The sequence below is a fragment of the Paracidovorax wautersii genome, from assembly GCF_031453675.1.
In the GTDB taxonomy this organism is placed as follows: Bacteria; Pseudomonadota; Gammaproteobacteria; order Burkholderiales; family Burkholderiaceae_C; genus Paracidovorax.
On record NZ_JAVIZX010000001.1, the window covers coordinates 207,370 to 221,024 of the forward strand.

Annotated in this window: 13 protein-coding genes; 6 read left to right on the forward strand and 7 right to left on the reverse strand. The window is 70.1% G+C overall.

All coding sequences use genetic code 11. The features are described 5' to 3' along the window. Window positions 1-11: 11 nt before the first annotated feature. From QE399_RS00970 to QE399_RS00990, 5 genes are all read left to right on the forward strand, one after another. Window positions 12-1,805, forward strand: a complete 1,794-nt coding sequence (locus QE399_RS00970; RefSeq protein WP_309825454.1) for a sensor domain-containing diguanylate cyclase — start codon at window positions 12-14, stop codon at window positions 1,803-1,805. Between the two features lie 95 nt (window positions 1,806-1,900). Next, on the forward strand, window positions 1,901-2,557 hold the full coding sequence (locus QE399_RS00975) for a biliverdin-producing heme oxygenase (protein ID WP_309825455.1): 657 nt from the start codon (window positions 1,901-1,903) through the stop codon (window positions 2,555-2,557). After that, window positions 2,554-4,755: an ATP-binding protein gene (locus QE399_RS00980; RefSeq protein ID WP_309825456.1), complete on the forward strand. Its 2,202-nt coding sequence runs from the start codon at window positions 2,554-2,556 to the stop codon at window positions 4,753-4,755. Before QE399_RS00975 ends, QE399_RS00980 begins: the two co-directional genes overlap by 4 nt. A 158-nt stretch (window positions 4,756-4,913) precedes the next feature. Continuing rightward, the gene (locus QE399_RS00985; protein ID WP_309825457.1) at window positions 4,914-5,306 is read left to right on the forward strand and encodes a response regulator; all 393 of its coding nucleotides are present in this window, start codon (window positions 4,914-4,916) and stop codon (window positions 5,304-5,306) included. 22 nt (window positions 5,307-5,328) lie between these two features. Beyond that, the gene (locus QE399_RS00990) at window positions 5,329-6,000 is read left to right on the forward strand and encodes a hypothetical protein (RefSeq protein WP_309825458.1); all 672 of its coding nucleotides are present in this window, start codon (window positions 5,329-5,331) and stop codon (window positions 5,998-6,000) included. Between the two features lie 32 nt (window positions 6,001-6,032). Here QE399_RS00990 and QE399_RS00995 read toward each other — a convergent pair whose 3' ends face one another. From QE399_RS00995 to QE399_RS01025, 7 genes are all read right to left on the reverse strand, one after another. Further along, on the reverse strand, window positions 6,033-6,311 hold the full coding sequence (locus QE399_RS00995) for a hypothetical protein (RefSeq protein ID WP_309825459.1): 279 nt from the start codon (window positions 6,309-6,311) through the stop codon (window positions 6,033-6,035). A gap of 106 nt (window positions 6,312-6,417) precedes the next feature. Continuing rightward, complete coding sequence (locus QE399_RS01000; RefSeq protein WP_309825461.1) at window positions 6,418-7,290, reverse strand: DUF429 domain-containing protein; 873 nt, start codon at window positions 7,288-7,290, stop codon at window positions 6,418-6,420. Window positions 7,291-7,295: 5 nt separating this feature from the next. Continuing rightward, a complete protein-coding gene (locus QE399_RS01005; RefSeq protein WP_309825462.1) occupies window positions 7,296-8,177 on the reverse strand; it encodes an EamA family transporter in 882 nt (293 codons plus the stop codon). A 265-nt stretch (window positions 8,178-8,442) separates the two neighbouring features. Next, on the reverse strand, window positions 8,443-8,865 hold the full coding sequence (locus QE399_RS01010) for a BLUF domain-containing protein (protein ID WP_309825465.1): 423 nt from the start codon (window positions 8,863-8,865) through the stop codon (window positions 8,443-8,445). A 3-nt stretch (window positions 8,866-8,868) separates the two neighbouring features. Continuing rightward, entirely contained in the window at window positions 8,869-9,594 is a 726-nt protein-coding gene (gene folE, locus QE399_RS01015) for a GTP cyclohydrolase I (RefSeq protein ID WP_309825466.1), read from the reverse strand. A gap of 115 nt (window positions 9,595-9,709) precedes the next feature. After that, window positions 9,710-10,915, reverse strand: a complete 1,206-nt coding sequence (gene clsB, locus QE399_RS01020; RefSeq protein ID WP_309831877.1) for a cardiolipin synthase ClsB — start codon at window positions 10,913-10,915, stop codon at window positions 9,710-9,712. Window positions 10,916-10,965: 50 nt separating this feature from the next. After that, complete coding sequence (locus QE399_RS01025; RefSeq protein ID WP_309825469.1) at window positions 10,966-11,706, reverse strand: endonuclease/exonuclease/phosphatase family protein; 741 nt, start codon at window positions 11,704-11,706, stop codon at window positions 10,966-10,968. A 184-nt stretch (window positions 11,707-11,890) separates the two neighbouring features. Here QE399_RS01025 and QE399_RS01030 point away from each other — a divergent pair, with 184 nt between their 5' ends. Beyond that, window positions 11,891-13,615 carry a tetratricopeptide repeat protein gene (locus QE399_RS01030; protein ID WP_309825471.1) on the forward strand — a complete coding sequence of 575 codons (1,725 nt, stop codon included), beginning with the start codon at window positions 11,891-11,893 and terminating at the stop codon, window positions 13,613-13,615. The last annotated feature ends 40 nt before the right edge of the window (window positions 13,616-13,655 follow it).

Genomic DNA, 13,655 nt, shown 5'->3' on the forward strand with positions numbered 1-13,655 from the left:
AGGCAGCCGCCGTGCCATCGCCCGCCCCGCAAGCCGCCGTGTCCACCACACCGCCAGCCCCCCGCTCCGGCCGCAGCTTCAGCTTCCGCAACCAGCTCACGCTGTGGTTCGGTGGCCTGTCGCTGGCCGCGCTGCTGGGCGGCGGCGCCTACGTGGGGCACATCGCCACCGGCGAGATGGCCCAATCGGGCGGCGAAGCGCTCTACATCAACGCCCGCTCCGCCGCCGACCTGCTGGCGACCAACCTGCGCGAACGCGCGCAGGAGATCGACCTGCTGCGGCTGTCGCCCACGTTCACGCGCGGCGACCTCGCCTCGAAGGATGTCCGCCAAGCGCTCGATGCGCGCAAGGCCGCACACAACGAATACGCCTGGATCGGCGTCACCAGCGCCCGCGGCGTGATCACGCAGGCAACGGACGGCATCCTGGTGGGCGAGACGGTGGACCACCGGCCCTGGTTCAGCGCTGCGCTCAAGGGCAACTTCGTCGGCGACGTGCACGACGCCGTGCTGCTGGCCAAGCGCCTGCCCAACGTGCGGCAGGACCAGCCGCTGCGCTTCATCGACTTTTCCGCGCCCATCCTGGACGAACAGGGCCGGCTGCGCGGGGTGCTGGGCGCGCATGCGCACTGGTCCTGGGTGACCGACACGGTCGAGGCGGTCGTCAGCGGCCCCGGGGCCCTGAGCCGGGCCGAGGTGCTGATCGCCGACAAGGCCGGCAACATCCTCTATCCCTTCCGCTACGCCGGCGTGCTGAAGCTGCCGCGCGGTGCCGATGCCAACCCGGGAACGCACTACACCTCCGTGGCATGGGACGATGGCGAGCGCTACCTCACCAGCCTCGTGCCCGTGGCGTCGCCGGGCGAGTCCCAACTGGGCTGGCGCGTGGTGCTGCGGCAGCCCGCCCAGGTGGCCCAGGCGCCCGTACGGGCGCTGCGCAACCAGTTGCTGGTCCTCGGGCTGGGCACGGCATTGCTGTGCGGCCTGCTGGCGCACCGCCTGGCCTCGCGCGTCAGCCGCCCGCTGGAACATCTGGCCGACGCCGCCCGACGCATCGAAAGGCGCGAGGCCGCACCACCCTACCCGGCTGGCCACCACGCGGCCGAGATCGACCAGCTCAACCAGTCCTTCCAGTCGATGACGCAATCGCTGCTGGAGCGCGAGCAGCAGCTCTCGCAGCTCAACGCCTCGCTGGAAACACTGGTGGACGAGCGCACGCAGGCGCTGCACCGGGCCAATGCCGAGCTGGAAAGCCTGGTCGTGCGCGACCCTCTCACCGGTCTCTACAACCGGCGCCGCTTCGACGAGCGCCTGGCCGAACTGCTGCAGCTGTCCCAGCGCACCGGCCATGCCTTCGCGCTGATGCTGGTGGACGCCGACCATTTCAAGCGGGTCAACGACACCTTCGGGCATCCGGCCGGCGACGCGGTGCTCAAGCAGCTGGCCCGCCTGATCAGCGACAGCGTGCGGGTCACCGACTTCGTGGCGCGCTACGGCGGCGAGGAATTCGTGGTGCTGCTGCCCGACGTGCGCGATGTGCGCGAAGGCCTCACCGTGGCGGAGAAGCTGCGGGCTGCCGTGGCCGCCCATGATTTCGGCGCCGTGGGCCCGCTCACCGTCAGCATCGGCCTGGGCTGCACCCACTCTGGCGACCGCGTCCCGGACGACCTCGTCGGGCGCGCCGACAAGGCGCTCTACCAGGCCAAGCAGCAGGGCCGCAACCGCACCGTCGCCCTGCCGCTGGCCACCCCGGAGACCCCCGCCGGCAGCGCTGCGTTTTTCGCGGAACAGAACGGTCGCACATAGGATTCACATGGTGGCTGGGGGAATTGGATTGCTCCTAAAATCCCGCTGTACCGCGCCTCTCGACCTCGATTGTGCCGGGCTCCATGAGGAATCCCGTGTCGCAGTACACCCTTGAAGCGCCTCCGCGCTCCGCGCCTCCCGCCGCCGCCAGCGATGCCCTGGCCGCGCTGCGCCGGGCGACGCAGGAGCGACACGCCCGCCTGGATGCCGGCTTGCGCATCGCCCGCCCCGAAGCCACCCTGGACGACTACGCCGACCACGCCGCCGCCCTGCGCACCTGGCTCGCCGCCCTGGCGCCCGAGCTACAGCAACTGGCCGCGCAGGAGCCGCGCTTCGCGCCGGATCTCGAACGCCGCCTGCGGGCCCTGGACGACGACCTGCGGGACGCTGGGCGCGCCACCGGCCAGCCCGCCAACGCCAGCGCTGCCACCCAGACAGAAATCCGCTACGCCCTGGACCAGGCCCCCCTGACGCCTGATGCCGTGCGCTGGGGCATGGCCTATGTGCTCGAAGGCTCCCAGCTCGGTGGTCAGGTGATGCACCGCCAGCTCGCCGGCCGCCTGGCGCCGCACCCGCTGCGCTACTTCCAGGGCCGGGGCGCCGACACCGGCGCCGCCTGGAAGGCGTTCCTCGCGCTCTTGCGCGCCCATCTCGATTCCCCACAGGCCATTGCAGCGGCCTGCCTGGGTGCGAACGCCGCCTTCGCCGGCCTGGAGTTCCACCTGCACGTCCAAGGACCCCGGACACCATGAGCCTGCCCTATCCGGCCCCCACACTCGACAACTGCGATCGGGAGCCCATCCATATTCCGGGCGCCATCCAGCCCCATGGCGCCCTGCTCGCCCTGGACGCGGCCGGCCATGTGCGCAGCGCCAGCGCCAACGCGGCCGACTTGCTGGGCGTGCCCGTGCCGCTCGGCCAGACGCTGCCCACCGCCCGGCTGGACCGGGGCGGCAGCCGGCTGGCGGAGGCCGTGGCCGAAGGCCTGGCCTCCCTGGCCGGCCGGGGCGACCTGCCCATGCCGCTCGAATGCACGCTGCACGGCCGTACCTTCGACATGGTGCAGCACGTGTCGGCCCCGTGGCTGGTGCTCGAATTCGAGGAACGCCGGCATTCGTCGGCCGAGCTGGCGGGCTTTGCCGTGCAGGCCCACCGCGCCATGGAAAAGCTGCGCCGCCCGCGCGCTTCCATCGACGAACTGCTGCAGCTGGCCACGCAGGAGCTGCACGCCCTGACGGGGTTCGACCGCGTGATGGCCTACCGCTTCCGCCACGACAGCAGCGGCGACGTGGTGGCCGAATCGCGCGTGCCCGAGCTGGATGCGTACGTGGGCCGCCGCTATCCGGCCAGCGACATTCCTGCGCAGGCGCGCAAGCTGTACGTGGCCAACACGCTGCGCCTGATCGCCGACGTGAGCTCGCAGCCGGTGCCGCTGCAGCAGGACTTTCCCGGGCCGCTGGACCTCAGCTCCAGCCTGCTGCGCAGCGTGTCGCCGATCCACATCGAGTACCTGTCCAACATGGGCGTGGGTGCCTCGATGAGCATCTCCATCGTCATCAACGGTCAGCTGTGGGGCCTGCTGGCCTGCCACCACATGGGACCGCGGCAGGTGCCCTACAGCGTGCGCATGGCCTGCGACGTGATCGCGCAGATCCTGTCGGCCAACATCCAGAGCGCACTGTCGCGCCGCCAGGCCGACCGCCACCAGGAGGTGTCCGCCCTGCGCACGGCCATCATGGAAAGCGTGCTGCATTCCGACGACGAGTTCGCCGCCCTGTGCCACTTCTCCAAGCCGCTGGCCGACTCGCTGCACGCCGAGGGCGTGGTGGTGTCGGAGCGCAGCAAGCTGTGCCGCGAGGGCCTGGTGTCGCAGGCCACCGCCGAAGCGTTGGTGCAGTGGCTCAACACCACCCAGCCGCAGCAAGGCCATGCGATGTACCGCACCCATGCGCTGCCGCTGGAGGCGCCCGAGCTGGCGCAGATCACCGCGCCCTGGTGCGGCGTGCTGGCATTGCCGCTGGACCGGATGCACGGCAGCTGGCTGATCTTCCTGCGGCTGGAGCAGATCAAGACCATCCACTGGGGCGGCCGGCCGGAAAAGGAAGTGCGCCCCGGCCCGCTGGGCCCGCGCCTGACGCCGCGCGGCTCCTTCGACCTGTGGATGGAAACCGTCCGCTCCACGTCCGAACACTGGAGCGCCGAGGACGTGGACATCGCGCAGCAGCTGCTCAACGAACTGGTGCGCGCCCAGAACGCCCGCCATGCCGAACTCAACCGCGCCCGCAACCAGCTGATGGCGGTGCTGGGGCATGACCTGCGCGACCCGCTGCACTCCATCAGCATGGCCGCGCGCGTGCTGGAAAAGAGCGACCCGGGCGACGAGCGGGCCGGCAAGCTCGGCCAGCGCATCCAGTCCACCAGCAGCCGCATGCAGCGGCTGGTGAGCCAGGTGATGGACATGTCGCGCCTGCAGAGCAAGCTGGGCCTGGACCTGGAGCCGGTGGAGTTCGACCTCGTGCCCCTGCTGGCCGATCTGGTGGACGAGGCCCGCACGGCACACCCCGGCATCGCCATGGACATGCGGGTTCCCGACGCGCTGCCTGTGCATGCCGACCCCGACCGGATAGCGCAGGTGGTGGCCAATCTCATCAGCAACGCCCGCCACCACGGGCAGGTGGGGCACCCGATCGAGGTCATCGCTTTCAGCACGCCGCGCGGCCAGATCGTGCAGGTGCGCAATGTGGCACCTGAAATCCCGGCCGAGATCGCGGGCGACCTGTTCAAGCCCTTCAAGGCCACGTCGCTGGGCAACACCCGCAACCGCAACGGCATGGGCCTCGGGCTGTACATCGCCCACCAGATCGTGCTGGGTCACGGCGGCAGCATCACCTATGTGCATGAGGCGCCACAGGTGGTGTTTTCCATCACGCTGCCCCTGCCGCCGACCTGAGCACATCGCCCTGCGCGACCGTCCACGCGGTGGGTGCGTGGGGCTTCGCCCGCGGCCAAAAGGCGGCAGCGTCCTACCCGTCACCATCGCCTCGCGGCGCCCAAATCGCTGAGAATGGCAGCAGTTCCAGCGCCCCTGCGCTTTCCCTGCTACTTTCCATGCCGCCCGAGATCCTCATCATCGACGACAACCAGGACGCCACCGAGCTGCTCCGCGAACTGCTGGAAATGCAGGACTACGCGGTACGCACGGCCCACACTGGCGCCGAGGCCCTGCAGCGCATGCGGGATAAGCCCGCGCAGATCCTGCTGGTGGACCAGAACCTGCCCGACATGCCCGGCTCGGCCCTGGCCCCGCAGCTGCGGGCCATCGCAGCGGAGCTCGGGGTGACCGAATGCGTTGCCATCGCCATCACGGGCATGGCGCCGGGCCCGCAGTCCGGGCTCCAGGGCTTTGACCACGTGCTGGGCAAACCGCTGGACTTCGATGCCTTCGACGGGCTGATGCAGCGCACGGTGGCGCAGTTGCAGTCCTCCACGCCGCGCGGTTGACGCGCCGCCTCCATCCGTTCCCATGACACAGTCTCTCTCCCCGAGCACACAGGCCTGGATGGCCGCGGGTGTGCAGCACGCCGTGCTGATCCGCGCCCTGCCGGCCGTGCGCCACGACCTCGCCAGCCCCCTCTCCGTGATGCGCATGGGCATGACCGTGCTCAAGCGCCGGCTCGCGAACGGCGGCGACGCGCAGCCCCAGCAGTCGGTGGAACGTGTCGAGCAGCTGGAAGAGCAACTGGGCGTGCTGGGCGACCATGTGCGCCGCCTGCGCAACTGGGATCTGAACGTACAAGAGCAGCAGCCTGCCCGCACCACGCTGCACCAGGCCGTGGAACTCGCCAAGCCCCTGCTGGCGCTGCGCGGCGTCCTGATCCAATCGCTGGCCGACCCGGAGCCCACGGCCGAAGACACGGTGGTGGCCCACCACCCATTGCTGTATGTGGTGCTCGGTGCGATCTACCATTTGGGCGAGCTGCCTGGCGAGCCCCCGGCGGAGGTCGCGGTGGACATCTCGCCCACGGCCATCCGCCTGCGGGCCCAGGGCCAGCCCGAGCCCGGCGCGCTGCCACCCCTGGTCACCGCGGGCGCCCAAGGCACGCCGCCCATCGACGCACCTGCGCTGGCCTGCCTGGCCCAGCACCTGGGCGTCACGCTGCACTGCGAAGCCCGCAGCGTGGAAATCACGCTCTAAAGCTCCTCCGCTGCCAGCACGCGGCCGCGGTATTACCTGGCGGGAATCACAAACACGCGCGGCTTGGCCTGGCAGCCGGGGCCATCGAACGGTGCGCTGTCCCGCTCCCAGCCCGGCCCGGGAGTGACCTGCGCGCACACGCGCCTGCCATCCACCTTGCTGCGCCAGTAGTACCAGGGCGCAGGCGCGGCCACCGCAGCCCCGACCCACAGTGCGATCAGACCGGCGACAAGGCCGCCCGCGGTGCCGCGCCTCCAGCGGCCGAGGGCGGGGCGGCTGGAACGGGCATCAGGTCTGCGAACGGCATCCATGCCGCCATTGTCGGCGCCGTCGGGGGCAGGCTTCGCACGGCACCGCCCGAAACCCGTGGCCGCCTGGGTGTACCCGCCCTTCTGCCGGCTTGCGGAGCACTGCAGATCAAGCGCCGTCCTGGGGCCAGGGTGCCGTCACGATCCAGCCCTCCAGAGGGTCCAAGCCGGGTGGCAGGCCGTACAGCGGATCGCCCGCCGCATGTGCGCGCCAGGCCCAGGCCGCCTGGACCAGGCACAGCACGGCGTCGAGCGCATCGCCGCTGGCATCGGCCGCCAAGGCGTCCCGCTGGGCATTGGTGAGCTTCAGCCGCCAGCCGAGGCGCGTGCTGCCCAGCTCCAGTGCGGTGATGAGGTCCTTGCGCGCCAGCAGGCGGTCGGGCGTCTGCTTGGCGCGGTCGTCGCTCTTGTAGGAGCGGCGGCCCAGCACTTCGCGCGCCAGCAGCCCCGGATAGGCTTCCAGCGCCACGCGGGAGCGGTCACCCTCGTGCAGGCCCGGCAGATGCACCCTCGCGTCCAGCAGCAGGGGCATGCCGGCATGCAGCATGTAGGCGACCGGCGGGTTCACCCACTTCATCGACGTGCTGGAGCCCGCCGGTCCATCCGTGGCCCGGTGCACGAACTTGGCGCCCACGGGCCGCGGGGCGCAGAAAGCCGCGAAGGCCTCGCGCACCTGCGGCCGCGCCATGGCCCGGTAATGCTGCATGCTGGCCAGCCACTCCATCGGCCAGCCCAGCGCAGCCAGCAGCCCGCGCGGCAGGCCGAAAGGCATGTCGAATCCGCCGACCCAGGCGCGGGGCTCCGCGAGCCAGGCGCCGAAAGCCGCCAAGGTGTCGAAGCGCTCCAGCCGCTCCAGGACCACCCGCCCGGCCACCGCATGGCCGAGGGCCAGCACGATGGGCTTGGCGCGGCGCGGGCTGCTGGTGAAGTCGCACCCGAGCAGCAGGGGGGACACGGGGGCGGAGGCGGGCGGCACGGCCATCGCGGTTACCCCAGCGCCAGCGCGGTCACGCCCGCGGCGATGAGCAAGGCGCCGCCGATGCGTGCGGCCCGGTCGCCCTCGTTGAGCAGATGCCCACCGATCAGCGCGGCAAACAGCATGGACACCTCGCGCGCCGGCGCCACGTGCGACAACGGCGCCTCGCGCATGGCGAACAGCACCAGCACATAGGCGATCGGGCTCACCACGGCCACCAGCAGGGCAAAGCGCCACTGGCTGCGCCACAGAACTGCAGCGGTGGGCAGATCGCGCAGCACCGTGGGGGCCAGCACGGCCACGCGCACGAAGTTGCCCATGTAATCCACCAGGATGGGCGACATGAGCAGCACCTTGACCGCATAGCCGTCCACCACCGTGTAGCTGGCGATGAACGCGCCGGTGAGCAGCCCGTAGAACATGCCCTTGTGCACCCGCGCGCGCGAAGCCGGGTCGTGCGCCGCGCGCAGCAGCCCCGGTCCGCCGGCGATCAGGAAGACGCCGCCCACCACGCCCAGGATGCCCAGCGCGCCCAGCGCCGAAATCTGCTCGCCCAGCAGCGTGATCGCCACCAGGGACGACAGCAGCGGCCCGGAGCCGCGCGCCAGCGGGTAGACCACCGTCAGATCGGCCTTGCGGTAGCCGCGCAGCAGGATCACGTAGTACGCCACGTGCAGCAGCCCGCTGGCGACGATGAAGGCCCACTCCACCGTCCCCCAGCCCGGCACGGCGTCACGCCCCAGCCACCACCCCAGAGGCGCCCAGAAGACCATCATCAGCACCGAGGTGAAGAACGCAAACCGCGAATCACCGCCGGCCTTTTTTGCAGCGATGTTCCAGCCCGCATGGATGAGGCCGGCGAGGATGATGAGGGCGAAGGCGTTGAGGGTCACAGGTTAGACGGCGTGGCTTGAATGCAAAAAGCCGCAGCGCCTTGGCGGCTGCGGCCCGGTGTGGTGCACATGGGTCTATCGATCAAATAGGGCTGAATATCGCCCGGGGCATCTGCAACTGGCGCGACCCGAGCCGGGGGCCGCCGTGCAAGGGCCGCCAAGCTGCGCAAGCAGCGCTTCGCCGGCGTGCACCGGTGGCGTCCCCTGCCCGCACCGCGCAGCGGTGCGATAGCGGGGGAAGGCGTGGCGCCTCAAAGGGTGGCCTCTATGCCCTGCCGATGATGGCGGCGGTCGCCATCAGTTCCTCGAGCAGCGCGAACGACACCTTGCCCGACACCGCGTACGGGTCGAGCTCGGGCTTCTCGGAATACTTGAGCAGGATCGAATGGTTGATCTTGGAGAGGTTCACCTGCCCCATCGTCCAGCCGCCGAAGCGGCGCTCCGCGATCTCTTCGTAGTGCAGCAGCTCCACATTCTTGTGGCGCGGGTCCTTCTGGATGTGGCCGTACAGGTCGCTCACCGCGGAGCGCCCGCCCTCGATGGCCTGCAGGAACACGCCGCCGCCGTAGCAGAGAACGCCGGTGATGCCCGAGCCCGGGTTGTGCTGGCGCGATTGCGTGAGGATGGCCTCGATGGCGGCGGGAGAGGTGTCCACCGCGCGGCTGGCATAGAGCAGGCGTACCAACATCGGTCAGTTCCTTCCCGGAATGAGTGACAGGAATTCGCGGCGCAGGGCGGCGTCCTTGAGGAAGACGCCGCGCATGACGGAGTTCAGCATCTTGCTGTCCATCTCGCGCACGCCGCGCCACGACATGCAGAAGTGGCTGGCCTCCATCACGATGGCGAGGCCGTCGGGCTGGGTCTTTTCCATGATCAGGTCGGCCAGCTGCACCACGGCCTCCTCCTGGATCTGCGGGCGGCCCATGACCCAGTCCACCAGCCGCGCGTACTTCGACAGGCCGATGACGTTGGTGTGCTCGTTGGGCATCACGCCGATCCAGATCTTGCCGATCACCGGGCACAGGTGGTGGCTGCAGGCGCTGCGCACCGTGATGGGGCCGACGATCATCAGCTCGTTCAGGTGCTCGGCGTTCGGGAACTCGGTGATCGCCGGCTGCGCCACGTAGCGGCCCTTGAACACTTCGTTCAGGTACATCTTGGCCACGCGCCGCGCGGTGTTCTGCGTGTTGTGGTCCGCCGCGGTGTCGATGACCATGCTGTCGAGCACGCCCTGCATCTTGGTCTCGACCTCGTCGAGCAGCTGCTCCAGCTCGCCGGGCTGGATGAACTCGGCGATGTTGTCGTTGGCGTTGAAGCGCTTGCGGGCTGCGGTCAGCCGTTCGCGGATCTTGACCGAAACGGGCGTGCCCTCGTCGGGCGTGGCAGCGCTCTGGTCGGCGGCGAGAGATGTGAACATGGCGGCGATGGTACCAGCGAAAGGCCTTTTCGGCTTTACAAGGGTTTTAGGCCTCCAGCGCTTATGCAGCAAGCGCAAGTAGCTATTATTTTAATAGCAAACAGGCTTTCTGCCGTCAGTAGCGCTGGCCGGTCACCCAGAGCGCCATGCGCATGAGGCCGAAGGCGACGCGGTCCAGCACCCGCTGGCGCCAGGGCCGGCCGGCGTAGCGGTCGGGGTCCATGCGGCTGCCTGCGTGGGCCATGGCGTCCAGCAGCCGGGCGCGCAGCTCGTGGGCGAAGCCGGCATCCTCCACCACCACGTTGGCCTCGCGCGCCAGCAGCATCGACAGGGGATCGAGGTTGGACGAGCCCACCGTCGCCCAGGGATGCGCGCCATCGGCGTCGATCACCGCCACCTTGGCGTGCAGGAAGCTCGGCGAGTACTCGTGGATCTCCACGCCCGCATCCAGCAGCGCGCCATACACCGGCCGCGCCGCGTGGTACTGCATGAAGTACTCGTAGCGGCCCTGCAGCAGCAGCCGCACGCGCACCCCGCGCCGTGCCGCCAGCACCAGGGCGCGGCGCAGCTTGCCGCCGGGCATGAAGTAGGCGTTGGCGATGATGACCTCGTGCCGCGCGTTGCCGATCGCGCGCAGGTAAGCCTTCTCGATGCGGGTGCGGTGGCGCACGTTGTCGCGCAGCACCAGCGCGGCCCGCATGCCCTGGGCGGCCTCTGCAGCCTGCTGCGCCGGCAGGCGGGCGGCGCTCGCCTTGCGCAGATCGGCCAGGGCGTGGGCCAGTGCGCGGCGGCGCACGTCCCGCACGGCCCGCATGCGCCACCACAGCTGCTCCATCGTGTCGCTGGCCTGCGCCACCAGCGCACCCGTCACGCGCACGGCGAAGTCGAAGCGCGGCGCCTCCAGCGCGCCGTGGTTCGGGTCGTGAAAATCGTCCAGCACGTTGATGCCGCCGCAGTACAGCACGCAGCCGTCGACCACGCACAGTTTGCGGTGCAGCCGCCGCCAGCGGCGCGGCAACAACAGGCCGAGCGGCCCGAGCGGCGAGTACACCTGGACCTGCACGCCGGCCTGGGCGAAGCGCTCCGGCCACGGGCTGGGCAGTGGGCCGGTGCCGAAACCGTCCACCGCCAGGTGCACGCGCACGCCGCGGCGGGCCGCACGGATGAGCGCCTCGGCGATCTCGGCGCCCGTGCCGGTGGCGTCGAAGATGTAGGTCTCGAACTGGATGTCCGACAGCGCGCCGTCCATGTCGGCGATCAGCGCGGGAAACAGCTCCTGCGTGCCCTGCAGCAGGCGGATGCGGTGGTCCTCGCACACCACCGGGGTGGAAGACGCTTGTGCCGCGCCGGCGCGGGCCTGCGTGCGCGACCTCACAGCCGGAACTCGGCGATCAGCGGCAGATGGTCCGACATGCGCCACCAGATGCGGCCGCGCGGCACGTACAGGCCCACGGGCGTGAGGCCCCGCACATAGACGTGGTCCAGCTGCACCATGGGCAGCCGCGCCGGGTAGGTGAAGGCACGCGGGTCCTCGTCGTACTCGTGCAGGCCGAAGCCCGCCAGCATGCGCTTGATCTGTAGGCCCCAGTCGTTGAAGTCTCCCGCCACCACCAGCGGCGCGCCGGCCGGTATCTCGCGTTCGATGAAGCGCTGCAGCTGCGCCACCTGCCGCACCCGGCTGCCCGGGATCAGGCCCAGGTGCACCACGATGGCATGCACGCGCCGGCCCTGGATCTCGACCTCCACATGCAGCAGGCCGCGCTGCTCGAAACGGTGGTCCGAGATGTCCTCGTGCTGGTGCCCGACCACCGGCCAGCGCGTGAGCAGCGCATTGCCGTGCTCGCCGTGGCGCGTGTAGGCATTGGTGCGGTAGACGGCCTCGTAACCCTCGGGCGCGAGGTACTCGGCCTGCGGCACCTCGGGCCAGCGCTGGAAGTACTGCTGCTCGCGCCGGTGCAGCTTGCGCACCTCCTGCAGGCAGACGATGTCGGCATCGAGCTGCTCCACCGCCAGCCCCAGGTTGTGTATCTCCAGCCGCCGTGCCGGCCCCATGCCTTGAACGCCCTTGTGGATGTTGTAGGTGGCCACACGCAGGATGTCGGAAGAGTCCATGGCCGGATTGTGTACCAGCCGCAGAGCCGCGCCGGAGGCGGCGGCCGGGCCAGGCGCCGCCACGTCCATCGCCACCGTGGGCGGGTTCAGCCCTAGGGACAAATGTATCTTCGTGTTTCAAAATACCGCCAACCCACTACACTGCGGCCTTCACTTCGCGGAGCCCCCGCGCGCCGCGTACGCCATGCCCTCCGCCAAAGAAGCCGCCGATGTCCCGGAATCCCGGGCGCTCGTCATCGACGGAAACGCCACCTCCCGCAGCATCCTGGTCTCGCAGCTGCGCCAGTACGGGGTGACCCGCGTGGTGCAGTGCAGCCGCGTGCAGGATGCCCGCACCCGGCTGGAGCACATGCTCTTCGACTACGTGCTGTGCGAGCAGTACTTCGCCGACGGGCAGTCCGGGCAGACGCTGCTGGACGACCTGCGGCGCGCGCAGCTGCTGCCGTTCTCCACCGTGTTCTTCATGGTGACGGCCGAGGCGTCGTATGCGGCGGTGGCCGAGGCGGCCGAATCGGCCCTGGACGGCTATCTGCTCAAGCCGTTCACGCCCAGCGCGATGTTCGAGCGGCTGGCCCTGGCGCGGCTGCGCAAGACGCACCTGCACCCGGTGTTCGACGCCATTGGCCGGGAGGATTTCGAAGGCGCCGCAACCCTCTGCATCCAGCGCTTCGAGGCGCGCCAGCCTTACTGGCTCTACGCCGCGCGCATCGGCTCCGAACTGCTGCTGCGCCTGGGCCGGCACGACCAGGCCCGCGCGCTGTTCGAGGCCGTGATCGAGGCGCGTGCCCTGCCCTGGGCCAAGCTGGGCGTGGCGCGCTCACAAATCGAGTCGGGCCAGGCCCCGCGGGCCATCGCCACCCTGCAGGGCCTCATCGGAGAAGACCCCTCGTTTGCCGACGCCTACGACGTGCTGGGCCGCGCCCAGGTCGAAATGGGCCACTTCGCCGATGCCATGGCCACCTACCAGCTGGCCAGCACGCTCACGCCGGACTCGGTGGTGCGGCTGCAGAAGCTCGGCATGATGGCCCACTACACCGGCGACCGCGCCACCGCCACGCGGGTCCTGGCGCGCGCGGCGGTCCTGGGCATCGAATCCAAGCTCTTCGACTACCAGTGCCTGGTGCTGCTGGCGTTCTCCTACCTCACCGACAACGACCGCAAGGGCATGGACCGCTGCATGGCGGACTTCGCACGCATCCTGGAGCGCTACGGTCATAGCCGGCGGCTGCAGCGCTTTAGCGAAGTGGTGACCACGCTCCAGCTGATCCAGAAGCGCCAGTTCGCGCAGGCCGTGGCCGCCACCCGCGCCATGGCCGCCGAGATGCTCGGCAGCACGTTCGACTTCGAGGCGGCCTGCAACCTGGCCGCGCTGCTGTCGGTGCTGGCCGATACGTCCATCGAACTGGCCGAAGGCCCCGAGTGGATGCGCTGCATCGGCATGCGCTACACCAACACACGTGGCCTGTGCGAACTGCTGGCCAACACCTGCCAGACCCATCCGCCCTACGCCGAGGTGGTGCGGGGCTGCCTTTTGCAGGTCAACAAGATGGCCGAGGCCGCCGTGGCCCAGGGCCTGTCGGGCGACCCCCAGGGCGCCGTCGCCGCCCTGCTGGACCAGGTGGGCGCCACGCTGAACACCAAACTGCTGGACATGGCCCAGCAACTGCTCACGCGCCATGCCGCACGTATCGGCCACGCACCGGCCCAGCAGGCCACCATCGACGCGCTGCGCCAACGCTGCGGCACCTCCGCCACGCGGGCCATGCTCGGGCACGACAACGAACGCAAGCCGGGCGAGTTGCGCCTGCGCACCCAGATGGCCTCCGAACCATCCCCCCCGCGACCGGCCAGCGCGCCCTTGGGCGAGGCGGTCGACCCGGCAGAGACGCTGCGGTTGCGTCCGGTCTGAGCGCCGGGCAGTACACCGCGCCGACGGGACGGAAGGCAGG

Excerpts from the sequence above, each read along its gene's own strand:
- QE399_RS00980 (WP_309825456.1), top strand. The coding sequence starts at position 2,554 with ATGAGCCTGCCCTATCCGGCCCCCACACTCGACAACTGCGATCGGGAG.
- QE399_RS00985 (WP_309825457.1), top strand. The coding sequence starts at position 4,914 with ATGCCGCCCGAGATCCTCATCATCGACGACAACCAGGACGCCACCGAG.
- QE399_RS00990 (WP_309825458.1), top strand. The coding sequence starts at position 5,329 with ATGACACAGTCTCTCTCCCCGAGCACACAGGCCTGGATGGCCGCGGGT.
- QE399_RS00995 (WP_309825459.1), bottom strand. The coding sequence starts at position 6,311 with ATGGATGCCGTTCGCAGACCTGATGCCCGTTCCAGCCGCCCCGCCCTC.
- QE399_RS01000 (WP_309825461.1), bottom strand. The coding sequence starts at position 7,290 with ATGGCCGTGCCGCCCGCCTCCGCCCCCGTGTCCCCCCTGCTGCTCGGG.
- QE399_RS01010 (WP_309825465.1), bottom strand. The coding sequence starts at position 8,865 with ATGTTGGTACGCCTGCTCTATGCCAGCCGCGCGGTGGACACCTCTCCC.
- folE (WP_309825466.1), bottom strand. The coding sequence starts at position 9,594 with ATGTTCACATCTCTCGCCGCCGACCAGAGCGCTGCCACGCCCGACGAG.
- QE399_RS01025 (WP_309825469.1), bottom strand. The coding sequence starts at position 11,706 with ATGGACTCTTCCGACATCCTGCGTGTGGCCACCTACAACATCCACAAG.
- QE399_RS01030 (WP_309825471.1), top strand. The coding sequence starts at position 11,891 with ATGCCCTCCGCCAAAGAAGCCGCCGATGTCCCGGAATCCCGGGCGCTC.